At 65.2% G+C, this 25,505-nt stretch carries 22 protein-coding genes; 14 read left to right on the forward strand and 8 right to left on the reverse strand.

Annotated elements, in window-relative coordinates:
- Positions 1-26: 26 nt before the first annotated feature.
- From ACZ9J7_RS06970 to ACZ9J7_RS07035, 14 genes are read left to right on the forward strand one after another with little or no spacing between them, the layout of a single operon-like run.
- Positions 27-1,148, forward strand: coding sequence for a Gfo/Idh/MocA family protein (locus tag ACZ9J7_RS06970; RefSeq protein WP_476208144.1), 1,122 nt, complete (start codon positions 27-29; stop codon positions 1,146-1,148).
- Complete coding sequence (locus tag ACZ9J7_RS06975) at positions 1,145-2,137, forward strand: NAD-dependent epimerase/dehydratase family protein (protein ID WP_476208145.1); 993 nt, start codon at positions 1,145-1,147, stop codon at positions 2,135-2,137. The genes ACZ9J7_RS06970 and ACZ9J7_RS06975 overlap by 4 nt, the downstream gene beginning before the upstream one ends.
- Positions 2,137-3,303: a DegT/DnrJ/EryC1/StrS family aminotransferase gene (locus tag ACZ9J7_RS06980; RefSeq protein ID WP_175317088.1), complete on the forward strand. Its 1,167-nt coding sequence runs from the start codon at positions 2,137-2,139 to the stop codon at positions 3,301-3,303. The genes ACZ9J7_RS06975 and ACZ9J7_RS06980 overlap by 1 nt, the downstream gene beginning before the upstream one ends.
- Positions 3,300-3,959 carry a NeuD/PglB/VioB family sugar acetyltransferase gene (locus tag ACZ9J7_RS06985; RefSeq protein WP_476208146.1) on the forward strand — a complete coding sequence of 220 codons (660 nt, stop codon included), beginning with the start codon at positions 3,300-3,302 and terminating at the stop codon, positions 3,957-3,959. Before ACZ9J7_RS06980 ends, ACZ9J7_RS06985 begins: the two co-directional genes overlap by 4 nt.
- A complete protein-coding gene (locus ACZ9J7_RS06990) occupies positions 3,956-5,080 on the forward strand; it encodes a DegT/DnrJ/EryC1/StrS family aminotransferase (RefSeq protein ID WP_476208148.1) in 1,125 nt (374 codons plus the stop codon). Before ACZ9J7_RS06985 ends, ACZ9J7_RS06990 begins: the two co-directional genes overlap by 4 nt.
- Positions 5,077-6,534, forward strand: a complete 1,458-nt coding sequence (locus ACZ9J7_RS06995) for an oligosaccharide flippase family protein (RefSeq protein ID WP_476208150.1) — start codon at positions 5,077-5,079, stop codon at positions 6,532-6,534. Before ACZ9J7_RS06990 ends, ACZ9J7_RS06995 begins: the two co-directional genes overlap by 4 nt.
- A complete protein-coding gene (locus ACZ9J7_RS07000) occupies positions 6,531-7,799 on the forward strand; it encodes a glycosyltransferase (RefSeq protein WP_476208151.1) in 1,269 nt (422 codons plus the stop codon). The genes ACZ9J7_RS06995 and ACZ9J7_RS07000 overlap by 4 nt, the downstream gene beginning before the upstream one ends.
- On the forward strand, positions 7,799-8,518 hold the full coding sequence (locus ACZ9J7_RS07005; protein ID WP_476208153.1) for a hypothetical protein: 720 nt from the start codon (positions 7,799-7,801) through the stop codon (positions 8,516-8,518). Before ACZ9J7_RS07000 ends, ACZ9J7_RS07005 begins: the two co-directional genes overlap by 1 nt.
- Before the next feature lie 25 nt (positions 8,519-8,543).
- The gene (locus ACZ9J7_RS07010; protein ID WP_476208154.1) at positions 8,544-8,951 is read left to right on the forward strand and encodes a glycosyltransferase; all 408 of its coding nucleotides are present in this window, start codon (positions 8,544-8,546) and stop codon (positions 8,949-8,951) included.
- Positions 8,932-10,206: a hypothetical protein gene (locus ACZ9J7_RS07015; protein ID WP_476208155.1), complete on the forward strand. Its 1,275-nt coding sequence runs from the start codon at positions 8,932-8,934 to the stop codon at positions 10,204-10,206. Before ACZ9J7_RS07010 ends, ACZ9J7_RS07015 begins: the two co-directional genes overlap by 20 nt.
- Positions 10,203-11,084: a glycosyltransferase gene (locus ACZ9J7_RS07020; RefSeq protein WP_476208156.1), complete on the forward strand. Its 882-nt coding sequence runs from the start codon at positions 10,203-10,205 to the stop codon at positions 11,082-11,084. Before ACZ9J7_RS07015 ends, ACZ9J7_RS07020 begins: the two co-directional genes overlap by 4 nt.
- A 13-nt stretch (positions 11,085-11,097) precedes the next feature.
- Entirely contained in the window at positions 11,098-11,928 is an 831-nt protein-coding gene (locus ACZ9J7_RS07025; protein WP_476208158.1) for a YveK family protein, read from the forward strand.
- Between the two features lie 49 nt (positions 11,929-11,977).
- Positions 11,978-13,258, forward strand: coding sequence for an O-antigen ligase family protein (locus ACZ9J7_RS07030; protein WP_476208160.1), 1,281 nt, complete (start codon positions 11,978-11,980; stop codon positions 13,256-13,258).
- The gene (locus ACZ9J7_RS07035; RefSeq protein WP_476208162.1) at positions 13,251-13,934 is read left to right on the forward strand and encodes a hypothetical protein; all 684 of its coding nucleotides are present in this window, start codon (positions 13,251-13,253) and stop codon (positions 13,932-13,934) included. Before ACZ9J7_RS07030 ends, ACZ9J7_RS07035 begins: the two co-directional genes overlap by 8 nt.
- A gap of 43 nt (positions 13,935-13,977) precedes the next feature.
- Here the strand turns inward: ACZ9J7_RS07035 and ACZ9J7_RS07040 are convergent, their stop codons facing one another.
- The 8 genes from ACZ9J7_RS07040 to ACZ9J7_RS07075 form a co-directional block, all read right to left on the reverse strand.
- The gene (locus ACZ9J7_RS07040; protein ID WP_476208163.1) at positions 13,978-16,728 is read right to left on the reverse strand and encodes a WecB/TagA/CpsF family glycosyltransferase; all 2,751 of its coding nucleotides are present in this window, start codon (positions 16,726-16,728) and stop codon (positions 13,978-13,980) included.
- A 270-nt stretch (positions 16,729-16,998) separates the two neighbouring features.
- Complete coding sequence (locus tag ACZ9J7_RS07045) at positions 16,999-18,300, reverse strand: M18 family aminopeptidase (RefSeq protein ID WP_476208165.1); 1,302 nt, start codon at positions 18,298-18,300, stop codon at positions 16,999-17,001.
- A 10-nt stretch (positions 18,301-18,310) separates the two neighbouring features.
- The gene (locus ACZ9J7_RS07050) at positions 18,311-19,729 is read right to left on the reverse strand and encodes an amino acid permease (RefSeq protein WP_175317100.1); all 1,419 of its coding nucleotides are present in this window, start codon (positions 19,727-19,729) and stop codon (positions 18,311-18,313) included.
- Positions 19,730-20,001: 272 nt separating this feature from the next.
- Positions 20,002-20,895, reverse strand: coding sequence for an ABC transporter permease (locus ACZ9J7_RS07055; RefSeq protein ID WP_476208167.1), 894 nt, complete (start codon positions 20,893-20,895; stop codon positions 20,002-20,004).
- Positions 20,892-21,818 carry an ABC transporter ATP-binding protein gene (locus ACZ9J7_RS07060; RefSeq protein ID WP_476208168.1) on the reverse strand — a complete coding sequence of 309 codons (927 nt, stop codon included), beginning with the start codon at positions 21,816-21,818 and terminating at the stop codon, positions 20,892-20,894. Before ACZ9J7_RS07060 ends, ACZ9J7_RS07055 begins: the two co-directional genes overlap by 4 nt.
- 147 nt (positions 21,819-21,965) lie before the next feature.
- A complete protein-coding gene (locus ACZ9J7_RS07065) occupies positions 21,966-23,462 on the reverse strand; it encodes a phosphatase PAP2 family protein (RefSeq protein WP_476208170.1) in 1,497 nt (498 codons plus the stop codon).
- A 22-nt stretch (positions 23,463-23,484) separates the two neighbouring features.
- Positions 23,485-24,699 carry an MFS transporter gene (locus ACZ9J7_RS07070; RefSeq protein ID WP_476208171.1) on the reverse strand — a complete coding sequence of 405 codons (1,215 nt, stop codon included), beginning with the start codon at positions 24,697-24,699 and terminating at the stop codon, positions 23,485-23,487.
- Positions 24,696-25,469, reverse strand: coding sequence for a DeoR/GlpR family DNA-binding transcription regulator (locus ACZ9J7_RS07075; protein WP_476208172.1), 774 nt, complete (start codon positions 25,467-25,469; stop codon positions 24,696-24,698). Before ACZ9J7_RS07075 ends, ACZ9J7_RS07070 begins: the two co-directional genes overlap by 4 nt.
- Positions 25,470-25,505: the final 36 nt, after the last annotated feature.

Genomic DNA, 25,505 nt, shown 5'->3' on the forward strand with positions numbered 1-25,505 from the left:
CATCCACAAAATGGGAAGACAATCACATGAGAGCATTCGCCACTCACACCCACGCCCCAGCCAAGCCGCCCGCGCGGAAACTCCGTATCGCCGTCGTCGGTGCCGGCTACTGGGGACCAAACCTGGCGCGCAACCTCCAGGCCAGCCCGGACTGGGACCTGGTGGCAATCTGCGACCTTGATGTTGAACGAGCGCGGAAACTCGCTGCGACGCTCGGGGACATCCCGTGCGTGGAGTCCATGGATGAGTTGCTGGACTTTTGCGAGGTGGACGCGGTGGCCATAGCGACGCCGGCCCGCACCCACCACGGCGCGGTCATGACGGCGCTGCGCGCCGGCAAGCACGTGCTGGTGGAAAAACCGCTGGCGGACAGCAGGGAACACGGGCTGGAAATGGTCGCCGAAGCCAAGGCGAACGGGCTGGTGCTGATGGCTGACCACACCTACTGCTACACCCCGGCTGTCCTGAAGATGCAGGAACTGGTGCAGTCCGGCTCCCTCGGGGAGATCCTGTTCGTGGACTCCACCCGGATCAACCTGGGGCTCGTCCAGCCCGACGTGGATGTCTTCTGGGACCTTGCACCGCACGATTTGTCCATCCTGGATTTTGTGCTCCCCGGGGGACTTAATCCCGCTGCCGTGTCCGCCTTCGGCGCAGACCCGCTGGGTACCGGGCGGGACTGCGTGGGGCACCTGAATTTCCGGCTTCCCAACGATGCCACCGCCCACGTGCACGTGAACTGGCTGAGCCCCACCAAGATCCGCCAAATGGTGATCGGCGGGTCCCTGCGGACCCTGGTCTGGGACGACCTCAACCCCCAGCAGCGGCTCAGCGTCTACGACCGCGGCGTCAGCCTGGACCGGCAGCCCAGGTCGGTGGGAGAGAAGGCAACCACTGCAGTTTCCTACCGGCTAGGCGATACCTGGTCCCCTGCACTGCCGGAGCGTGAGGCCCTGGGCCTGGTGGTACAGGAACTGGCATCCTGCATCCGCAACGGCCAGGAGGCCAGGACGGGGGGCACTTCCGGGTTGCGGGTGCTGTCCGTCCTTGAGGCGGTCACCCGCAGCCTGGGAATGGATGGACAGGCGTCACCGGTGGCAGGCTCAGCCTTGGCGGGAACGGGCACCGAGATGGAGGGGGCGCGGTGAGCGCCCTGGAGGGTGCCGGCGTCCTGGTGACAGGCGGGGCCGGCACCATCGGATCGACCCTGGTGGATGCCCTTCTTGACGCCGGCGTCAGCCGCATCGACGTGCTGGACAACCTGGTTCGCGGCAGGCGGGACAACCTGGCCGGCGCCCTGGCATCCGGCCGGGTAGGGCTGGTGGAGGGCAGCATCCAGGACCGTGACCTGGTGCATGACCTCACGCGCGGCAAGGACCTGGTGTTCCATCAGGCGGCCATCCGCATCACGCAGTGTGCCGAGGAGCCGCGGCTGGCCCTGGAGGTGCTGGTGGACGGAAGCTTCAATGTCCTGGAGGCGGCCGCGGAGCACAAGGTGGCCAAGGTCGTCGCCGCGTCCAGCGCCTCCGTCTATGGGATGGCTGAAGAATTCCCCACCACGGAGCGGCACCATCATGCCAACAACGACACCTTCTACGGGGCGGCCAAATCCTTCAATGAGGGCATGGCCCGGAGCTTCCGGGCCATGACAGGCCTGGACTATGTGATGCTCCGCTACTTCAACGTGTATGGGCCGCGGATGGACGTCCACGGCCTCTACACGGAAGTCCTTGTGCGGTGGATGGAACGGATCATGGACGGGGAGCCGCCGCTGATCTTCGGCGACGGCCTCCAGACGATGGACTTCATCCATACCGCCGACGTGGCACGCGCAAATGTGCTGGCCGCCGGCAGTGACGTCGTTGAAGGGACGTACAACGTGGCCAGCGGGACGGAAACCAGCCTGTTGGAGATGGCGCAGGCACTGCTTCGGGTCATGGGATCCAGCCTCACCGTGGAGCACGGGCCCGCGCGGCAGGTGAACGGAGTGGTGCGCCGGTTGGCTGACACCTCGGCAGCCGCACGCGATCTTGGCTTCAAGGCCGAAGTGGACCTGGAAGAGGGGTTGCGGCAGCTCGTCAGCTGGTGGCTGCCGCTCCGCGGGGAGATCGGCGCTGCCCGGAAGGTTGGTGCGTGATGACTGCTGAACCCGTTCTCGCCCGGATCAACGTCATGAAGCCCTGGCTTGGCGAGGAGGAAGCCCGTGCCCTGGCTGAAGTGGTGGCCTCCGGCTGGGTGGCACAGGGACCGAAGGTCAAGGAATTCGAGTCACGCTTCGCCGCGTTCCAGGGAGTCCGCCACGCGGTTGCCACGTCGAGCTGCACAACGGCCCTGCACCTTGCCCTGGTGGTCGCTGGAATAGGCCCGGGGGACGACGTGGTTGTTCCGTCCCTGTCGTTCATCGCCACCGCCAACGCCGTCACGTACGTGGGCGCGCGCCCGGTGTTCTGCGACGTGGACCCGGCTACCGGAAACGTGACCGCGGAAACCATCCACGCCGCGCTTACCCTGGACACCCGTGCCGTGATCGTGGTGGACCAGGGCGGCGTGCCGCTGGACATCGACCCCATCCGCGAGCTGTGCGACCGCCACGAAATCACCGTCATCGAAGATGCTGCTTGTGCCGTGGGCTCCACTTACAAGGGACGTCCGGTGGGTGCGGGCGCGGACGTCGCCGTGTGGTCCTTCCACCCGCGCAAGATCCTGACCACCGGTGAAGGCGGCATGCTCACCACCAACCGGGCTGACTGGGCGGCAAGGGCCAGGACCCTGCGCGAGCATTCGATGAGCGTATCCGCGGCGGACCGGCACGGTTCCCTGCTCGCCCCGCCGGAGTCCTACCTGGAGGTGGGTTTCAACTACCGGATGACGGACCTGCAGGCCGCCGTCGGAATTGTCCAGCTGGGCCGGTTACCGGAAGTCCTGGCACGGCGGCGGGACATCGCCGCGCAGTATGTTGCCGGCCTGGCCAGGGTGCCGGGCCTGCGGCTGGTGTCCGACCCACCGTACGGCACCACCAATTTCCAGTCGTTCTGGGTGGAGGTCCTCCCCAGCTTTGGCACCACCCGGGACGGCCTGATGGAGCTCCTGGCGGAAGCCGGTATCTCGGCGAGACGGGGGATCATGGCGGCGCATCGCCAGCCAGCGTACCGGTGGCACAACGCCGGCCGGGCACTGCTGCAGCAGACTGAACGGCTCAATGACAGGACGCTGATCCTCCCCGTCTACCACGAATTGGATGACGAGGGGCTGGCCAGGATCATCAGCACCATCCGGGCTGCAGCTGCCGGGATGCGCACATGAGTGAGCTGATCCTGATCGCTGCCAGCGGCCTGGCCCGCGAAGTCTTGGCGATGGTCCGCAGCAGCGGCCAGTACGACGTCGTCGGACTGCTTGATGACAATACGGACATGGCGGGCGTCACCGTGGACGGGGCACCCGTCCTGGGAACCATCGATGACGCGGCGAAGTACACGCACGCGTTCGTCCTGGTATGCATCGGGTCCGGCCGGGTCCGTGAAGCCGTGGTGGAGCGGTTGACTGCGATGGGACTCACCGAGTCCCGATATGCCATCGCGGTGGATCCCTCCGTCCAGTACCCGGAGGGCTGCCGCGTCGGCAGGGGCAGCATCCTGCTGCGTAACGTCACAATGACCGCGTCCGTGACGCTGGGCGCCCATGTGGTCGCCATGCCCTCGGTGACCTTCACGCACGACGACGACGTGGCCGACTTCGCCACATTCGCTGCGGGAGTGTCCCTGGGCGGCGGAGTCCGGGTTGGCCGGGGAGCGTATGTGGGCATGAACGCCAGCGTGCGCGAACGGACGTCCGTGGGGGCCTACGCCACGGTGGGGATGGGCGCGGCGGTCCTCAGCGACGTTCCCGATGGACAGACGTGGGTGGGTGTGCCGGCGCACGAAATCAGCGGGACGAACTCCACGTTCAGGGGGATGTCATGAGTGCCGGTGTCGATCTGCAGGCCATCCCGTTGGTGGACCTCGCCGCGCAGCAGGCGGAGGTCCATGAGGGAGTCATGGCCGAACTGGCAGACGTCTTCTCTACAGCCTCCTTCATTGGCGGCCCGGCGGTTGCAGATTTTGAGGCTGCATACGCCTCTTTCGTGGGCGCAGGGCACTGCGTGGGCGTTGCCAACGGAACGGACGCCCTGGAACTTGCCCTGCGAGCCGGGGGTGTCCACCACGGCGGGGAAGTGATCATCCCCGCGAACACCTTCATCGCGACCGCCGAGGCAGTCAGCCGGATCGGGGCAGTCCCGGTACCAGTCGACGTCGACCCCCGCTACCTGCTGATCGATCCGGACGCCGTGGCCGCCGCCGTCACGGCACGAACGCAGGCCATCGTGCCGGTCCACTTGTTCGGGCAGACGGCCTTCGTGGAGCGGCTGGTGCCCATTGCGCAGTCCAGCGGTGCCGCAATCATTGAAGATGCTGCACAGTCGCAGGGTGCAACGCGCTTTGGTGCGCATGCCGGCACGTTGGGTACAGCGGCAGGGACCAGCTTCTACCCTGGCAAGAACCTTGGCGCCGCCGGGGACGCCGGAGCGGTCCTGACCAACGATCCCGCGCTTGCAGCCCGCGTTCGGCTGCTGGGGGCGCACGGCAGCTCGGAAAAGTACCGGCACGAGGCCATTGGATTCAATTCCCGCCTGGACACGGTCCAGGCTGTGGTCCTCAAGGCTAAACTTGGCAGGCTTCACGCGTGGAACCTGCGACGGCGCGCGGCGGCGAAGCGGTACGCCGCGCTGCTGGCCGACGTGCCGGGCGTTGAGATCCCGCAGGAGGCGCCCGGAAACGTGGACGTGTGGCACCTGTACGTGGTGCGGGTTCCGCGCCGGGATGCGGTCCTGCAGGCCCTGCATGCCGCCGGGATACAGGCCGGAATCCACTACCCCGTCCCTGTGCATATGAGCGGCGCCTACGCCGCCGGCGCTTCCGGTTCGTTCCCCGTGGCCGAAGAAGCCGCGCGGCGCATCCTGTCCCTCCCGCTGTTTCCGCACATCACTGCGGAGCAGCAGGAACGGGTGGTCGATGTGCTTGCAGGTGCAGTGGGGGCGGCATGACGGAAACTGCGTCCCGCCCCGGAGCTTCCAGTGCCTTCGGCTGGAGCCTGCTGAACACCGTCCTCTCCCGGCTGGGGACGCTGGGGATCGGCATCGTCCTGGCCCGCGTGCTGGGGCCGGAGTCGTTCGGTACCTTCGCGGTGGCACTGGTGGCGCTCATGGCGGTGTTGAGCTTCAACGAACTCGGCGTGTCACTGGCCATCGTCAGGTGGCCCGGGGATCCTGCCCGGATCGTGCCGACCGTCAACACCATTTCGGTGGTGGGAAGTACCGTCTTCTGCGGGGCGGCCATAGTTGCTGCTCCGCTGTTTACCTCCGCCGTGGGAGATCCACAGGCAACAGATGTCATCAGGGTGTTGATCCTCAGCGTCCTGATCAACGGCGTGGTGGCGTCCCCGGCCGCATTGCTCCAGCGGGACTTCCGCGAGAAGACCAGGCTGGGGATCGACCAGGTCAATGTCTGGGTGGGCGCCCTGCTCTCCCTGGTCCTGGCCCTTACCGGTATGGGGGCGATGGCGCTGGCCCTGGGACGAGTGGCCGGCAGCCTGCTCGCCGCCGCGATGTTCCTCCGGGCGTCACCGCTCCCCTACCGGTTGGGCCTGGACCGGGACCTGGTCATGCCACTGCTGCGGTTCGGGCTCCCACTGGCGGGCACGAGCATTATCTTCTTTGCCCTGGGCTACGCGGACCAGCTGACCACCGGGGCAGTCCTGGGCTCCACGGCCCTCGGTTTCTACGTCCTGGCCTTCAACCTCTCAAGCTGGCCGGTCAGTATCCTCGCCCAGCCGCTGCGACGGGTCGCACCGGCCGCCTTTTCATCCCTCCAGCATGACCGCGGCCGGATGAACGCCCTTCCAGGGGCAATTTTCTCCGTGATCACATGCGCCGCCCTTCCCGCCATGCTCTTCCTGGTGGGCTGCGCCCAGCCGCTGGTCCTGTTGCTTTACGGACGGGCCTGGCTGCCGTCGGCAGAAGTCCTTTCCTGGTTGATCCTGGCCGCCTTCACAAAGATCTTCTGCGATCTTGCCTATGACTTCCTTGTAGTACTGGGCCAGTCAGGCACGGTGTTCTACATCCAGGCCGGAAGCCTGCTGGTCCTTGTTCCAGCCCTGATCGCGGGATCAAAGCTCTTTGGTGTCCCCGGAGTGGCAGCGGCACAGGCGCTGGTGACCGGCTTCATCGTGCTTCCCTCGTACCTGCGGAAGTTGCACAAAGCCGGCCTGGACACGGGCGCCATATTCAGGGGAATGCTCGTCCCGGCAACGGTGGGGCTGGCAGTTGGTGGACTCGCGTGGCTGGCGGCGTCCCTGCAACCAAATCCGGTGCTCGCCCTCGTTGCCGGCGGAACGGCGGCTGGCGGCGGGACACTATGGCTGCTGTATCGGCGCCGCGACCTTGTACGGGATCTTCGCACCGTAGGTTCCGCCCCGCTGAGAACTGCGGCAGCGTCATGAAAATCCTCGTATTTCCCCACGATCTTGGCATCGGCGGCAGCCAGACCAACGCCATCGAAATTGCAGCCGGCGTTCAACGCCGCGGACACGAGGTGGTCATTTTCGGTCAACCAGGGGCCTTGAACGGGAGGATTGCCCAGCTTGGGCTGGAGTTCGTGGCTGCACCGCGCCCCTCGCACCGGCCCACTCCGAGAATTGTGGGGACCCTCATCAGGTTGGTGAAAGAACGCAGCATTGACGTCCTGCACGGCTATGAATGGCCGCCGGCCCTGGAATGCCTGCTCGCCGCGAGACGCTCGCGGGCAGTAGCCGTGTCCACGGTGATGTCCATGGCCGTTGCTCCCTTCATTCCCAAACATGTGCCGTTGCTGGTAGGCACGGAGGAAATCCTCTGCAGGGAACGCGGCTTCGGACGTACAGCGGTTGAACTGATGGAACCACCTGTCGACCTGGCGGAAAACAACCCTGCGGTTGACGTAGGCGCAACTGCCTTCAGGCGCACGTGGGGCCTGGAGGACCGCTCGTTCGTGGTGGTCACCGTTACGCGGTTGGCCGCCGAGCTCAAGCTGGAGGGCATCCTCTCTGCAATCGACACAGTGCGGCAGGTAGATCCCGCACTGCGGGTCCAACTGCTTATCGCCGGCGACGGCCCAGCCCGCCGTGAAGTCGCATCAGCCGCGGCCGTGGCCAACGCCGGCCTGGGCCGCGAGGCTGTCATATTAACCGGGCAGCTCGCGGACCCCCGGCCGGCATACGCCTGCGCGGATGCGGTCATTGGCATGGGAAGTTCAGCCCTTCGGGCCATGGCTTTTGGAAAACCTACCATTGTGCAGGGTGAGCGTGGCTTCTGGGAGTTGGTCACCCCGGAAACCCTGCCTTTCTTCCTCCGGCAAGGCTGGTACGGCATCGGTGACAACCCGCTGGGTGCCTCCTCAAAGCTGGCTGGACTCCTGACCGCCCTGCAGTCAGAGCCGGGAAGGCGGGCGGCACTGGGAACCTTTTGCCTCAAGACAGTCTCCGACCGGTTTTCACTGGGCAGGGCTGCGGAACTCCAGGAGGAGTTCTACGCCAGGGCCATAGCGGCACGGCAGCCCGGGTCGGCGTTGCGGAATGACGCAGACGCTGCCCGCCGCTACATCGCCCATCAATTCTCCCAGCAGGCACGGCGACTTTTCGGCCCTGTTGCCCGGGACGACTTCAACGCAATGGACAAGGTGCTGGCAGCACCCTCCAGTCCCGGTCATACCGTCAGGGGGAACGCGTGATGGCACCCGCGCGAACCATTGTTCTCCTGGCCGGCAGCCGTTGGGAGGATGTCAGGGGAACTGATCATCACCTGGCCAGGTCGCTGTCGAAATCGATCCCTGTCCTCTGGGTCGACCCCCCGCTGCCACTCCACCTCGCCCTGCGCGGGCGGGATGTCCTTCGGAAACCCACGGACCTTTCCCTGGTCGATCCTGGCATCACCCGTCTGCGGGTCATGACAGTCCCGGGATTCACACGAAGGCAACTGGCACCGGCCGCGAGGTTCCTTGTCAATACAGCCATCCGGCGCACCATTGCGAAACTCCGGCTCACCCCAGTCGCAACCCTGGTGCTGTCGCCATTGGCGCATTTCCCAACCGGCCTCCCAGGCACCAAAGTCCTGTACGCCACGGATGACTGGGTATCCGGGGCCCCCCTGATGGGGTTGGACCGCGGCCTGGTCCAGCAGACGCTTGAGTGCAATCTCAAGGCAGCCCAGTCAACAATGGCAGTGTCACCCGCCCTGGCCAGCCGTCTCGACGCGCTGCTGCCATCCACGGTGCAAAAGACCGCCGTCCTCCCCAATGGATGTGAACTTCCGGTTCCAGGCGAAGAGCCCGGAACCAAGGCATCAGAAGCCGTCCTGGTAGGTCAGTTGAACGAGCGTCTGGACCTGCCGGTATTGGAGGCCTTGCAGGCATCCGGCATCCACCTGACCGTCATCGGGTCCCCGCACTGAGCGGGACCCGGAGACCAGGACGCGATTGGACGCATTCCTGGCTGCGGACAATGTGTCCTGGTTGGGCAAACTGCCGTACGCCGACACCCAGGCGCACCTGCGCTCAGCCCGGGTCGGACTCACGCCGTACCGTGATACTCCCTTCAACCGGGCCGCGTTTCCGCTCAAGACCCTCGACTACCTGGCCTCGGGACTGCCCGTTGTGGCCACTGACCTTCCCTCGGTGCGGTGGCTGGATACCGACCTGGTGTCCATTTCCAGCGGACCTTCACACTTCGTTGAGCAGGTGCATCGGATTCTCCGCTCCGATCCGCGCGGGTTCTCCCCCGGAAAGTACCGGGCCTTTGCCGCGCGCCACACGTGGGACGAGCGCGCCGCGCAACTGATCCGGAGTTTTGAAGGGACCGGTGAGCATGGGAATCAAAGCAATTAGGGCTGCGGCGGTCATCTTCGCGCTGATCGGCATGTGCTGCTCCGCTTGCACCCCGAGCGCAGATGCACTCCCCGCCGCCGGGGAACCACTCAATCTGAAGACCATCCCCTGGGAAGGCGGTCCCGGCTACTGGAAGTCATTCGCCAAGGCTGATGCGGCCGGCTGGGATGATCCTGCATTTTTTCCGATAGCAATTTGGTACAACGGCATCAGCACCGATGATGAAGTCCGTTTCGACAAAGATCATGGCATCAATACGTACATTGGCATGGATAGCAGCACCCCCTATTCCATCTTCGACCGCAATGGCGTCTTCTGGATTGGCGGGAAGCTAAATGACTCCTTTACGTCGTCCAGCAGGAACTGGGTGGGCGCAATTCTCGATGATGAGGTTGACGGACGGTTCACCCCGGAAGAGGGCCGGAAACACCGCGCCCAACTGCGTGCGGAGGTACCCCCGGGGCTTTTCAGCTACGCAAACTTCACCAATATGGTGATTGGAAACAATATGAAGGCTGCTGATGCGCAGGCATTCGTCAACGAATTCACCGACGCGGTTTCGGTCGATATGTACTGGTACACGGTTCCTACCTGTAATCCCGCCACCTACGTCAACACAAATATTGTTCCCATCAGCCGGGAAAGTTGCCGGAGCGCCTCAAGCTACGGAAAGACCCTGGACGCCCTGCGTCTCCAGGACGCTGCAGACGGGAAACTCCAGCCTTTGTGGCAGTTCGTCGAGAACCTCAACGGCGGCCCTGGCGGGGGCAGCCATGTTGCAAATATTGCGGCCGACCAGCTCCAAGGCGCCGTCATGAACTCTGTTATTCACGAGGCGCGGGGAATCGTCTATTTCAACCAGAGCCTTAACGGGCCCTGCCTGGCGGGCAGCGCACTTCGTGCGGCCCAGGTGTCTCCAGGCTTCTGCGGTGCAGCCCAGATGGACGCGATGCGCACAGTCAATGCACACATCCGCGAGCTGGCGCCAGTAATCAATACCCAGTCCTTTGAGTACCGCTTTGGCGACGGCATGGACACAATGCTCAAGGTCCATGAGGGATATGCGTACGTGTTCGCAATGATTGAAGCAGGCTCCCGTCCCGGCGACCGGACGCTCACCCTGCCCGGTTCAATCAAGACGTCGTCCGCGGAATTGCTCTTCGAAAACCGGTCCATAAGCGTCGACAGCCAGGGTAAGTTCTCTGATTCGTTCCCTAAAGAATCGACCTACCACATCTACAAGGTGAAGCTATGAGCCGGTCAATCGATCACGTACTGCTTACCCGTTTCAACCTTCCGTCTTTAGGCACGGAAAGCTACGTTCGCGCCCAGGATGGATGGCTTTCACGCAGATTGGATCTGTTTGAGGAATTCTGTTTGCCATCGGTCCGCGCCCAGACATGCCAGGATTTTCACTGGATTATCTACCTTGATCCCGAAAGCCCGGACTGGCTGCTCGACCGGCTCAATGACCTCAACTCGCCGCGGATTTTCACTCCTGTATTCCGAACCGCAGTTTCGGCGGCGGATCGTGTACAGGATTTGGAGGCCGTCACGGGCGCCGCCGGCAAGACCCTCATCACGACAAATCTCGACAACGATGATGGACTCGCGGCAGACTTCGTCGAGCGCCTGCAAAACCTCCCTAACAGCCATTCAAGATCGGCTGTCTACTTCACCCAAGGCCTGATCCGCCACGGCGAAAGGGTTTACGCCCGCAAGGACGCTGCAAACGCATTCTGCTCCGTCAGGGAGTCCTGGGATGATCCCCAAACGTGCTGGGCAGACTGGCACAACCGGTTGGGCCTTTCCATGTCCGTGGCGGAAATCGGTGGGCCGGCCGCTTGGTTGCAGGTCATACACGGAACGAACGTCAGCAACCGCGTCCGCGGACGACGAATCGCTGTGGGAGCTGAACACATCCTGCGTTTTGGCTCCCTGCTGGCTGGTGTCGAAAACCCCTCGAAAGCCGCGCTGCTGCGGGAAGCCTCCGCTGGCCTCTACCGCGGAGCCCGGGATGCCGCGCGGTCGGCGACGCGGGACACCATCATCTTGCTGGCCGGTAAAGATGGCCTGGACCGAGTCAAAACCCTCGTTCGTGCACAGGCCAATGCCCTGGTCAGTCGTAAATAGGAAGGAGTAAACCATGTTCTTGCGTGACCTGTACGACAGCCTTAGGCGTCGGTGGTACATCGTAGCGGCAGGGATTTTGATAACAGCTGCCATAGCGGGACTGGCCTACGGCCAGTCTCCCGTCAAATACGAGGCCTCCGGCAGCGTTGCCCTGGTGCCCCCGGCAACTGCTGTCATTTCGGGAGATAACCCGTTCCTGTACATGGGTGGACTGGAACAGGCACTCGGTGTGCTGATCGTTAAGTTGAATTCGCCCGAAGTCCAGCACAAAGTCTCGGACAATTTTCCCGACACCGAATACACCGCCGTACGGGAACCCTCCACGAATGGTCCGATTGTCCGAATTTCCGTCAGCGGACCCAATGCCACTGAAACCCTCAGCGTGCTCCGCCAGGTCCTCGGCTCGGTGCCGGAGAACCTCACGTCGCTGCAGGACGCACTCAACTTGAGCGCCGCTTCACGGATGACCTCGCTCCCGCTTTCGCAAGATGATGAAGCGGTGGCCAACGGCAGCGGCAGAAGCCGGATCCTCCTGGCCCTGGCTGCAGTGGGAATCGCTGGAACAGTCATTTTGACCGGCCAACTGGATAAGGTCCTTCTCCGCCGGCGCCGCGACGGCGTTCCTCCCAACGTCGGCGAACCCTCGGTGAAGCCGGCCTCTCCACGGAAGGAGGATTTTGTCGTTGAAGGCCCTCGGCATGTTGGCGCGGGTGCCGCCGGCAGGCGCAACAGGACCCATGGACCAACACGGGCGGGATCCGGGGCCGGGACCAACAGCAGCTCCCGGTTGACGGGTGAGGACCCTGCACACGGGCGGGAACACGTGGATGCCGCAAAGCCCTGAACGTATCTCAAGCGGCACAGCCGTTGCAGGGACGCGATTACGCCGCCCTTTGCGCAAGCGGGCAGATGGCGGCTGGGATGCCGTGGATGCCCTGGCGCTGCTGCTCCTGGTTCTGCTTGCCATTCCGTCCAACCGGACCATCGAGCCCCTTGGTGGGGCAGGCGTTCCGGCGATGCTTCTCGCGCTGCTCTTCCTGCCGTGGTGGGGATGGTATGCGGCTCAGCGGGAAGCCCGGCTTTTCCCCGCCCCGGCCCAGCCAGTGCGGACCGCCATGGTCATTCTCCTGCTCTGCATCCTGGCAAGCTACGCCGCTGGATCACTGCGTGCCCTCTCAGACCCCGAAAGCAATGGGCTCAACCTGGGGTTGCTGAGGGCTGCTTCGTTCATGGGTATCCTGGCGGTCGCCGCTGACGGCATCCCGAGCAGGCGCCGTTTGATCCAACTGCTCCGCTGGTGCTGCCTCCTGTGCGGGATGTACGCGACCCTGGGGGTTGTCCAGTTCGTCACAGGACAGTCTTTTGTGGAAGGTATTTCCCTTCCCGGGCTGGCAGTCAGCGACTTCGGCGCCCTCCAGGAACGGGGAGGCTTCAACCGGCCCTCCTCAACGGCCCGGAATCCCCTGGAGTACGCCTACGTGCTCTCTATGTTCTTTCCCATCGCCGTCAGTCTGGCCCTCCACGACAGGAAGCAGAACGCACTCATGCGCTGGTTCCCGGTGGCCGCCATTGCCACTGCGGCCGCGCTCTCCGTTTCAAGGTCGGCAATTGTCGGGGTGGCCGTTGCCACCGTGGTTCTTGTGCCCTTTTGGACGGCGGATGTTCGTCGAAAGGCTGCGGTTGCAGCCCTGGGGCTTCTGGGGGTCGTGTGGATCATGGTTCCGGGCATGATGGGCACGCTGTTGAATCTGTTCGGCGAGCATGATCCGGGTGTGGACTCGAGAACGGACAGCTACACAGTTGTCTGGTCATTTTGGCAGCTCAATCCGGTGTTTGGCCGCGGCTTTGGCACCTTCCTGCCTGCGTACCGGATCCTCGACAACCAGTACCTGCTCACGCTGGTGGAAACCGGCGCGCTGGGGCTGGCGGCCTTCGCCGGCGTGGCGGCTACCGCGGTCGTTGTGGCAATCAAGGCAGGAAGGCGCTCTGCACACCCACTCTTCCGGAGCCTCGGTCCCGGACTGGCGGCCAGCGTCGTAGCGGGAGCAGTGCTGACGGGCTTCTTCGATGCCTTGTCATTCCCCCAGGCAGCCGGCGTGCTGTTCCTGGTTCTCGGCCTGTGCGGTGCCTTCTGGCGGCTCAAAGATGTTGATGTGGAGGCAGGTCATGGCTAGCCGCTTCATGAAACCTGCACCCCGAGGGGCGGTGCTTCGTCGGTGGCCCGCGGCCCTGGTCATCCTGGCTCTGATGGTGCCGATCATCATTGCGGCCGGCCAGAGCAAGGGCGTCTACTGGTCCCGTGTGGATGTGGTCTTCCTGCCGCCCGCGGGGGCTGCTGCAGGCAATCCACTGCGCTCCGATTCCCAGGATGTCGTGCAGTTCGCGGCTGTGATTCAACGACGGGCCATCACTAAAAGCGCTGAACCGGACATCGAGCTGAACGGAGCCAGTCTTTTCGCAGCAGGAATCCGGGAGGGGTATCGCGTCTACCAGCCCAACGCGGGAAGTCAGTGGCAGCGTTCCTTCAAGAGGGCCGTAGTGTCCATTGAAGTCGTGTCGGAAGACGAAGCAACTGCGACGCAGAGGGCCATGCAACTGGCGGACAGCATCACTTTGTCCGCAGGGCAGGAGCAGAGAGCACTGGGGGTCATTCCGACAGCCCGGATTTCCACTGAGCTTTCACCGTCCGTACCCACCACCAGCTATCACGGCACGAACCGGCCCGCCGCCGTGGGTGCCCTCACTGTCCTTGCCCTTGCACTGGCCAGTGGGGCAGCCCTCATGACCGGCAAAGCAAAGCTGAAAGCCCGCAACAAACCACGCGGTAAAAAGTCCCTGTTGGATGTATAGGCCTGCAGGCCGGCGAAGGGGATGCGGGATCCCCTCCACGCTTTTACAGTTCCGGGATCCGGCTGCTTTCGTCGCGCTCCCACGCGCTCCCCGGACGACGTTTCCGTGCCACGCGGCCGGCTACAGCGAAAGCTGCATACACCAGGGCGTCCAAGGCGGTAGCCGGTCCTTCGACGGCGGCAAGAAGTTCACGCAGCGTCCGCCCCGTCCGGGCGCCGCCCATGCTCCGCAGTTCGCTGTTTCCCCGGTACACCCTGCGGAGCGTTGAAAGAAGCAGCCGGGTGGAACGCGGTGTTCGGACAATAACCGGAACGCACTCCACCACCAGCTTTTCGGACGTGCTGAAGAGCTGGTCGATGTAGTAGTCGTCTGCGGTTACTGGAGGGAATGCCCCCAGGCGCTCATGGCCCTCTTCATTGAGTCCGTATACGCCGGCGCCCCACATCGATCCTGATGCCTGGGGAAGACGGTTCCGGGCACGGTAGTAGGCACGGACCGGCCAGGAGGCTCCGAACGTGTCGTAGACAAAGGCCGGCCGGGCACAGAGCACTCCCGGTGTGGCCGAGAGTGCTTCCATGGTGGCCCGCAGCGCCTCCGCCGGTACCTCAATATCCGCGTCCACATATATGCGGGGCCAGCGGGTGGCTGCCCTGTCCGCAGCGTTGAGGGCCGCAACCTTGGACGCCTCCCCCACGTGCAGGACCTGCACGCCTGGGGTGGACCGTGCAACTGCCTCGGTGCCGTCGCTGCAGCCGTTGCACGCCACAATCACCTCGACTCGGCCGGTGGCCAGGGGTAACTCGAGAGCCGCGAGGGTTCTGCCGAGAACCGATGCTTCATTGTGTGCAGGGATAATGACTGCCCCGGCCGGGAAGTCCGCATCAACGCCAGTCGACGTCGGGTATGCAACGGCATGGGGAAGGTCCGCCCAGCGGGACTCCCAGGCAACAAGCCCCAGGATTCCCCGGTGTCCGGCAAGCGGCGCCCGCAGCAGTGCGGACAGCAGGACAGCCGCCCGGAAGGCCCGCGCATAGCTGACGTTGTGGAACTTGCGGGCGTAGCGGATCCGGTTTGCGGTCATCAACGCATCAAGCGCCGGTGAGCTTCCCGACCCTCCACGGCAGTGCGTCATGGCGGCCAGGGGCTCGAACCAGATGGCGGCCTTCATGTCGCGGACCCGGTGCAGGTAGTCCGTCTCTTCGGAATACAGGAAGTAGCTCTCATCCCAGCTGCCCACCTGCGCTGCCACGTCAGCCCGGACCAGCAGGGCAGCGCCGGTGGCCCATTCCACCTTGTGCGGATGGGCGTAGCTCTCAGCGTCGAAGTCCATTTCCGAGAGCCACCCGGGGCGGCTTGGGAATTTGCTGCCCAGGGCGGCGTCGCCGAGTGCGCGCAGGATGGTTGGCTCGCGGCGCAGGGACGGGTACAGCGTCCCATCCGCGTCCTGCAGAAGGGGGACAACAACGGCTGCGCCTGTCCTTGCCATGGACGCACGGAGAGCCTGGACGGCCCCTTGCTGAACACGCAGGTCCGGGTTGAGCACCAGGTAGGTGTCAGCAGGGCCGGCTTTTGCATAGGCAGCGTTGATACCGCCGGCATAGCCCAGATTTCCCCCCGTGGCGAAGGCCATGATCTCCGGGTACTTCTGCAGGCAGGCCAAGGTGTCAGGGGTGGGCGAGTTGTCGGCCACGACCACTTTGATCGATTGGTCTTTTGTTTCCTGCAGGAGGCTTTCAAGCATTCGGCATACATCGGCGCCGTTGTTGTACGTGACCACCAGCGCCGCAACGTCGGCATGCCTGTCGACGGGGGTAAAGCCCAGGGGCCTGGGGTTGAGGGCCCGGGCAGTCCCGGCCGGGGCGTGGGGCACTGAGAGCACGCCGGGCACGGGTGTTGCGCTGTGCCGGCGGAGCCGTAGGTAGGATTCGGGTCCTTCCAGCAGGTACCGCCTGGCAAGCCTCCGCGGCTCGATGGCCAAGCGCCAGGCCCATTCGAGTCCCATGGAGCTCACTTGCCCCGGCGCGCGCCGGACGTTCCCGGCCAGGAAGTCCACCACGGCGCCGAAGGCCAGCAGGACCTTGGCACCCGTGAGATGGCCGTACTCCGCTATCCAGAGTTCCTGCCGGGGCTTGCCCATGCAAACCAACAGGATGTCCGCACCTGCAGCACTGATCTCACGGCACAGGCGCCGCGATGCCCGCGGGTCCGTCAGGACGTGCCGGGCTGGTGCCCACCAACCGGCTACACGCAGCAGCGGCTTTTCGGTTCCAAGCCGGTTCGCGGCCATGCGTTGGGCTTCCTCGCTTCCGCCCAGGAATCCTACAGAAAGCCCACGCACTGCCGCGGTGTCGAGAATCTGCCCGATCAGGTCGCTTCCCGCCAGGCGCGGCCAGCGTTGACCCGTGAGTTCGGCGGCTTTGGCTACCAATGGCGCACCGTCCAGCAGCGTCATCCATTCGACGGCGGCGATGTCCAGGGTGTTCTCCCACCGGCCACCGGCACCGAAGTGGTTCAGGTGGTCCAGGTTTGCGGACAGCACACCCAGTGGCTTTGGACCGCCGGAGACAGCGCGCTGCATGATGCTCGCCACGGCCTCGTCGCGGCCCATCAGGTCAACGGCTACCCCACCGAGGTTCACCTTCATGCCCTGGCTCCGGGCGGGGGCAGAACCCGTGGAGCGGGAGGCAGCGGATGGCCGCCGTTCCGCTCTGTGGCCAACGCTTTTGGGGGCGACCCGATCCACCGTCCCCAGCCCGTGGATACGGCGGCGAAGGTCTCCTCGTGCAGATGTCATTCCGGCTCCATGGTCGCGGCCCACTCGCGAAGCGGCATGAAGGGGGTCTGCACTCCCCCGGCACGCCTGCGGGCCGGCTTGGCGGCCCTGCTGTCGCTTACCTGGCAAATCGACGCCGGCAGGAGGACGTGACGGAGCCGGAACCTGGCTCAATCACCCCGCTGGCATCTCCAGTCCAACGCTAGGTGGGTCCTGGGAGCCGGACCATACGGCGGCAAGGACTATGTGGATATCCGCACGGTGCTTTGTGGTGGCCGGCGGGCAGGGGAACTATGCCGCCGTGCGGAAGAACAGCTCCGTGACGGTGGCAAGGCGCCGGGGATCCTCAACGCCGCACAGTTCGCGGGCGGAGTGCATGGACAGCAGCGGCACGCCTACGTCCACGGTGCGGATACCCAGCCGGGTGGCAGTGAGCGGGCCGATGGTGGAGCCGCAGGGCACCACGTTGTTGGAGACGAACTCCTGGTACGGCACCCCGGCCTCACCGCAGAGCCGCGCCCAGAACGCCGCACCGTAGGCGTCCGTGGCGTAGCGCTGGTTGGCATTGATCTTCAGCAGCGGGCCGCCGTTCAGCACCGGGTGGTTGGCGGGATCATGCCGCTCGGGGTAGTTCGGGTGCACGGCGTGGCCGGCATCGGCGGAAAGGCAGAACGACGCCGCCAGGGCCTGCCGGCGCTGGCTCACCGTGGCGCCGAGGCCGTCGGAGATGCGCACCAGCACGTCTTCGAGGATGGGTCCGCACGCACCGGAGCGGGAGTTGGACCCGATTTCCTCGTGGTCAAAAGCGGCGAGGACTGCGATGGGGCCGCCCTGAGGCCCGGACTGGGCGTGGGCCGCCAAAGCCGCCAGGCCTGCATGCGTGGCCGAAAGGTTGTCCAGCCGCCCGGATGCGAAGAACTCCCCTTTGCCCCCGAAAACTGCCGGTGCCTGCGTGTCCGCAATGACGACGTCGTACCCGCCAATCTGCCCCGGGTCGACGCTTGCGCCGGCTACCGAGGCCGCCAGCACGCCCAGCAGGTCCGAGTCCGTGGGATTTCCCAGGCCCCACACGGGATTCATGTGGCGTTGTTTGTCCAGGGCCAGGCCCTCGTTCACCGCACGGTCCAGGTGGATGGCCAACTGCGGGAAGCGCAGCAGCGGGCCCGTGGCTGTGAGGTGCTCGGTGCCGTCGAGCATCACCAGCCGGCCCGCGAGCCGGAGCTCGCGGTCCAGCCAGGAGTTCAGCAGTGGTCCGCCGTAAATTTCCACCCCGGCCTGCAGCCAGCCATGGGCACCGGTGGTGGGCTTGGGCTTCAGCTTGAACGACGGCGAATCGGTGTGCGCCCCCAGGATGTTGAACCCCGTGGCCGGCCCTGCTCCTTCCGGGACCACCCACGCGATCAGCGCACCGTCGCGGATCACGAAGAAGGATCCAGCGCCGCCCTCCCACGGCTGCAGCTCATCCAGGCGGACGAATCCGGCCTCCTCCAGCCGCCTGCCCCCCTCATGCGCAGCGTGGAAGCTCGACGGCGATGCGCTGACATACGCGCCAAGATCCTGGATGTGGTCTGCGGCAGAGGAAGGCAAAGGCATGGTCCCGAGTCTAGCGCTGCGTCTGCTCCGCTGAAGCCGGGGCAGCCTCGGCTGCTGCGGCGGCCTGTCCGGCGCCTGCGGCATCCTTCCGCCGGTAGCGGAGTACGCCCAGGGCGACCACGACGGCGGCCAGTGCCAGTGAGAGCAGCAGGGATTCCCGGGTTGATTCCACGATCACCATGCCGATGAGCAGGGCCACGATGCTGATGATGGCTGCCCAGGTGAGGTACGGGAACAGCCACATCTTCAGCTGCAGGTCCTTCGCTGCGGCACCCATCCGACGGCGGAGGACCAGCTGCGAGGCCGAGATGACCAGCCACACGAACAGGGCGATGGCGCCGGAAGTGTTGACCAGGAACAGGAACACGGTGTCCGGGGCGATGTAGTTCAGGCCCACCGTGACGAAGCCGACCACGGTGGAGGCCAGGACGGCAGCGGCCGGGACTCCGCGGCGGGAGATACGGGTCCAGGAGCGCGGGGCGTCACCGCGGGTGGAGAGGGAGAACAGCATGCGGCTGGCGGTGTACAGCCCGGAATTCAGGCAGGAGAGGACAGAGGTCAGCACCACGACGTCCATGATGGTTCCGGCACCGGGGATGCCGAAGAGTTCGATGACTGCCACGTACGGGCTCTTGGCCACGGAGGCGGAGTTCCAAGGAAGCAGCGTGACCACGATCGCGATGGAGCCGATGTAGAAGACCAGGATGCGCCATACGGTGGATTTGACGGCCTTCTTGACGGCATCCACGGGGTTCTCGGATTCGCCGGCCGCGATGGTGGCGATCTCGGCGCCGAAGAAGGAGAAGACCACCACGAGGATGCCGGCCAGCACGGCTCCCGGCCCATTGGGCATGAACCCGCCGTTATTGACCAGGTTGTCCAGGCCGGGTGCGGGGACGCCGGGGATGAGGCCGAGGATGGCGGCGACGCCAAAGATGAGGAAGAGGACGATTGCCGCCACCTTGATGGAGGCGAACCAGAACTCGAACTCGCCGTAGGACTTTACGGAACCGAGGTTGGTGAGCGTCAGCAGCACCATGAGCACGAGGGCCCATACCCACTGGTCAATGCCCGGCACCCAGCGGTGCATGATGGCGGCGCCGGCGGTGGCCTCGATGCCCAGGACGATGATCCAGAACCAGGCGTAGAGCCAGCCGATGCTGAAACCCGCCCACCGGCCCAGTGCCTTGTCCGCATAGGTGGAGAAGGAGCCTGTCTCCGGGTTTGCCGCGGCCATCTCGCCCAGCATGCGCATCACCAGGATGACCACCAGCCCGGCTGCTGCATACGCCACGAGGATGCCCGGTCCGGCCTGCTGGATGGCTGCCCCCGAGCCGACGAAAAGGCCCGCACCAATGACGCCGGCAATGGCAATCATGGACAGGTGCCTGGGTTTCAGGGACTTTGAAAGTTGCTGGTCAGCATGCATGGAAGCGCCGTCCTGTTGGGAAATAGCATGGGTTGAGCGACGTGCCTTGGTGCACCGGCAGAAGACCGTGTGATGCACCACATCGTCGTTTCACCCTAGATCCGCCATTATGCGCCTTGCTTTGTGCAGTCCAACAGACCTGCTTCCCGCCAACAGGACGGCGCTCCAAGCAGAAACACTTGGGAGCAATAAAAGTTTTCCTTCAGGCACATTTGTAATGTGCCCGAAACCACGCGCCCGGTGTGGCGCGTGGCGGAATCCGGGTTCAGGGACTATACGTCCCGCCGCTTCAACAGGATGCCGGCGAGCAGGACGGGGATGACCACCCAGGCGCCGAGGACCAAGCCGGCCTGCCACGCCTCAAGGGTGTCCGGAACGTGCTGCGCCGCCGTCAACGGCTCCACGGTGTTGCCCGGCAGGTATTTGCGGGCCTCCGTAAAGAAGTCGCCGGGGATGAGCTGGAACGCAATGGGTGCCACGAAGAAGATGCCCACCAGGCTCATGATTCCGCCGGCCGAATTCCTGATCAGGGTGCCCAGGGCCATGCCGATGGCAGCGACGGCCGCCACATAGACGCTGTTGACCAGGAGGAGTTTCACCGACTGTGAGCTTCCCAGGTCCAGCTTGAGGCCGTAGTTGTCCAGCACGGGTACAGCGACCAGTCCCGCTACCCAGGTGGAGGCGGCAGTGACCACGAACGATGTCACCATCACCACCACCAGCTTGGCAGCGAAAGCGGGAAGGCGCCGGGGCACTGCCGCAAAGGTGGACCGCGCCATGCCAGTGGTGAATTCCGAGCTCATCAGGAGCACGCCCAGTGATCCCAGGATCAGCTGGGCGAAGGCGATGCCGGATGTGGGCACGCTGACGGCTAGGTCTCCGCCCTGGGCGGCCATCCGGGCCGCGGCCTGCGGATCCCGGTTGGCCGCATCGGCAAACTGGCCCGTCCCCCATGCCGACAGGGCACCAAAGCCGACCATGACCACCGCGGTGGAGGCGAGCAGGATCAGCGTGGAGAGCAGGCTCCGGAACTTGATGACTTCAGAGTTGAGGACCCGGAGGAATGTTGGCCCGGGAAGGGCCTGGCCGGCATTGCGTGCGCCTGGCCCGGCGGGGGAGGCTGCCGGTTCGCGCGGGGGGATGGATTCAGTGGTCGTGGAGCTCATGAGTGGCTTACCTCCGCAGCGGGCAGGGAGTGGTATTCGACGTCGTCTTTGGTCAGTTCCATGTACGCTTCCTCGAGGCTTGCAACAAGGGGCGTGAGTTCATACACCATGACCTGGTTCTCCAGGGCCAGGGCTGCGATGTTCCTCGGGTCCAGGCCCGTTACTTCCAGCAGTTCACGCTCCGGAGAAGCAATGGTTGCACCGCGTTCGGCGAGCAGTTGGTGCAGGCGGTCGGGCTGGTCGGTGCGGAGGCGGACACGGGACTGGCCCTTGCCGGTGATGATGTCCTGGATGGGGGCGTCGGCAATGACGCGGCCGCGGCCAATGACCACCAGGTGGTCGGCTGTTTGCGCCATTTCACTCATCAGGTGGCTGGAGAGGAACACAGTGCGTCCCTGCCCGGCGAGGTACCGGACCAGGTTGCGCACCCACACCACGCCCTCGGGGTCCAGCCCGTTGACCGGTTCGTCGAGGATGAGCGTCTGGGGATCCCCCAGCAGGGCAGCCGCGATGCCCAGGCGCTGGCCCATGCCCAGCGAGAAACCGCCGGCCTTCTTCCGCGCCACGGCTTCCAGCCCGGTCATCTCGATCACCTCATGCACCCGGGACTTGGGGATGCTGTGGGTGGCTGCCATGGCCAGCAGGTGGTTGTAGGCGCTGCGGCTGGTGTGGACGGCTTTGGCGTCAAGCAGCGCACCCACCTCGCGCAGGGGTGCCTTGTGCTGGACATAGGGCAGGCCGTTCACCTTGGCAGACCCCGACGTCGGACGGTCCAGGCCCATGATCATGCGCATGGTGGTGGATTTTCCTGCCCCGTTGGGGCCCAGGAAGCCGGTGACTTGCCCTGCCCTGACGGTGAAACTGACCCCGGCTACGGCGGTTTTGTCGCCGTAGACCTTGGTCAGCCCGTTTACCTCGATCATGAATCATCCTTTGAACGGCAGCGGACGGCTGCAGACGTTGTTGGGTGCGGGTACCTTCCCCACGCTACCGAGGCCGCCGCCGCTTTTCGCCGCTTTCAGGGATGATTCAGGGGAGAATCAGGGTAGCCCTCCACTGCACGGGCTGCACTAGGGCCGGGGAGAGTAGTACGTCAGAGCCCTGGGCCGGACTTCGTAGGCCACTTTGCGCACCCCGGCCAGCGCTTCTCCGTCCACCGCCAGCGCCATGGGGCCGCCGCCGGCGTCGATCCTGACTTTTGTTGCCTCCCGGAGGTGCGTGATCCCGGAGCTTGCCACCGTACCCGTGAGCACGGACCAGAGAAGGCGGAGCCGGGCAAAGCGTTCATCAGCGGTGATCAGGCGGACGTCCAGGACACCGTCATCCATCACTGGCCTGATCAGCGGCGCGTGGTCCCGCGGGTAGAAGCGGCCCCGCCCCAGGTAGGCAATCCACACCTTATGCCGGACGCCGTCCACGCTCAGGGTGGTGGGGGTCCCGGCGGCGAACGTCCGGAACATGGCCACGACGCCGGCCAGGGGCTTCCCCAGCGCCCGCTGCAGGTGCTCCCGCCGCCGCACAAAATTCGGATACAGGCCCACGCTCGAGGTATTAAGCATGACCAGGTGTGAAACCTCCGGGTTGCCGGCCAGTCCCCGTTCAGCGGTGACCATGCCGACGTCGGCCAGGGCGGCCTCACCGTTCGTGGCCGCTTTCACCGCATCCTTCAGGCTTCCGGTTCCAGCGTCGCGCGCGAAATGGTTGAGGGTCCCGCCCGGCAGGACCAGCAGGGGAATTGAACGTTCGACGGCGGCGGCGGCCGCTGCGCCTACTGTCCCATCTCCGCCCCACACGCCCAGCGCCAGGGTTCCGGGAGAGCCGGCGGCGGCGTTGATGCGCTGCACCAGGTCCTCATACGGCTGCACGGTAGTTATATGCGCCTTGGGAAATACTTCTTGAAGCGCCGATGCCGTCTCCTCCTTGAACGAACCGCCCAAGGTATTGACCACGATGCTGAGGCCCTCACCGTCCGGGAGTGCCGGCGCGCTGGTCCAGGCCCGTGAGGTCTGGGGAATGGGCGGCCGGACCGGCCACCAGTGGCGCGTTACCAGGGCGGCACCGGCACCAAGCGCCGACCCGAACAGGACATCCGACGGCCAGTGTGCACCGGTGTGGACCCGCGAGTAGGCCACGCCCAGGGCAGCCGGCGCCAGGGCTGCACCGAGGGCCGGACGCACCAGCCCCACTCCTACTGCAAAAGCCACGGCTGACGCCGAGTGCCCGGACGGCATGGAGGAGCTCGTGGGTTGCGGGTGCACAAAGCGGAAGACGGGCAGATGCTCCGGCAGCGGACGCGTCCGGGGCAGCAGCGTTTTGAACACCACATTGGTGACGGCGGAGGCTACTCCCTGGGCGAGCAGGCCGTGCACCGCTGCCCTTCGCGTCTTGCCCGGGAACAGTGCCAGGACAGCGGCCGCCGCTATCCACAGTTTGCCTTGGTTGGCAGAGGCGGACAGGCGGCGGAAGAAGTCATCATGGTTCCCTCCCGGCAGGCGTGAAACATACCCTAAGAGGTACCTATCGAGGCGGCTGATCCATGTCCGGCCCCCCCGGCTGGTGCTTTGCATGTGATCACCCTAACCCCGGCAGCTAGTCCCGCTGCGCCTGCTCCTGCTCCACCCGCAGTGGCCTGGCTGCTCCGGCGAGGACCAGCGCCAGGAGGATGGGCGCCATGATGGCCAGCAGCGCGGTGTGGATGCCGGTCAGGTCACCGAGGTAGCCGAGCAGGGGCGGCCCGGCAAGGAACGATATATACCCCAACGTGGATACAACAGAGACGCGCGCTGCTGAATGCTTTGGATCGTCGGAAGCAGCGGACATGCCCATGGGGAAGGCCAGGGCGGCTCCTACTCCCCAGAGGGCCGCGCCGACGCCGGCCAGCCAGATATTGGTTGCCAGCACGAAGAGGCCCAGCCCGGCGGCCGCGGCGGCCATGCTGGCCCGCAGGACAACCACCCGTCCGTATTTGTCGATCACCCGGCCGCCAAGGAACCGCATGGCCGTCATGGCCAGGACGAACAGGGCGAACATCAGGGCACCGGTGGATTCGGAGGTGCCCAGGCCGTCTACGGAGGCCTTGGCGATCCAGTCGTTGCCCGCCCCTTCGGTGAGGGTTGCTCCAAGGACCACCACGCCGATGAGCAGGGTCCTGCTGTCCCGCCAGGCGGATGGCCCCTTGGCCGCCTTCGGCTCCCCCTCCACTGAAGCCGCGGATACGTGGGGGAGGAAGTAGCGGGGCACGGCCAGTGCCACCACCACCACGACGGCCGCGATGACCAGGAGGTGCAGGGGCAGGTCCACGCCGAGGGTTGACAGCCCAGCCCCCAGCAGGGCGCCGACGAAGGCGCCGCCACTGAAAGCTGCATGGAACTGGGGCATGACGGTCCGCATGAGCTTGTGCTCAACGTCTGCCCCTTCGATGTTTTGCGCCACATCCCAGAGGCCGATTCCAATGCCGAAGAAGAACAGTGACACGGCTGTTCCGGGAATGGAGACGGAAAGAAGTGACAAGGCGATGCCCACTCCGGCAGCTGCCGCCAGGAGCCCGGCAAACCGTACCGTGTTGGCCGTCCCGATCCTGCCCACCACCAGGCCGGCGGTGGGCAGCGCGAGGAGTGAGCCCACGGCCGTACACAACAGCAGGGTGCCCATTTGGCCCGACGTGATCTGCAGCGTCTGGGTGACGGCGGGGATCCTGGCTGCCCAGCTGGCAAAGACCAACCCGTTGATGCCGAAAACCACGAACGTTGCCACAGCGGCGGCCTTGAGGCCTGCCTGCTGTTCGGTGCCGGTGTTGGTGCTCATACGCTCACTACTTCCACTGAGTATTTTTCGAGTTCGGCATTTTCCTGCGCGCTGAATGTCCGGTCTGTCACGATGACGTCCACCCGGTCCAGGCCGGCCACGAGCACCCTGGCGTGGGCCTTCCACTTGGCAGCGGAGGCGGCCACGACCACCCGCGCGGCTGAGTCCAGGCCGGCGGTCTTGACTGCCGCATCGTCCAGGTCGTGGGCCAGGAGGCCGTCCTTGAAGTCCACGGCACAGGGCGTTAGCACGGCGGTGTCGAAGCGGAGGGACCTGAGGTTGGACTCGGCAAGGGGTCCGCGGAAGGAAAGTTCGCCGGGCACTACGCTGCCCCCCGGCAGCAAGAGCGCCGGGTGCTGGCCATTAGCGTCCTCACCCCCGGCCACCGCGTTGAGGGCCTGGAGGGACATCGGCATCAGCGTCAGCTCCCTGCCTGCCACGGCCCGAGCCACGGCGGTAGCTGTGCTTCCGCTGTCCAGCCAGACATGTTCGCGGTCAGCAAGGAGGCCTGCGACGGCGGCCGCAATCCGTCGCTTGCCGTCCTGTTCCTCCAGCTCGCGCTGTCCGTAGCCGGGGTTCTGCCCCTGCCCGATCAGGCTCCTGGCACCGCCGTGGACTCTGCGCAGCACGCCATGGGCGGCGAGTACCTCAAGGTCGCGGCGGATGGTCGCACCGGAGGCGCCGCAGGCCTGCATGAGCTCTTCCACGCCCACTTCCGGTTTCCGCCGGAGGACCTCAGCGATGACCCGGTGTCGGTCATCAGTTTTCATGATCAAATGCTAACAGTTTTTGATCATTTGCTCACA

The sequence above is a fragment of the Pseudarthrobacter sp. TE9888 genome, assembly GCF_056279345.1.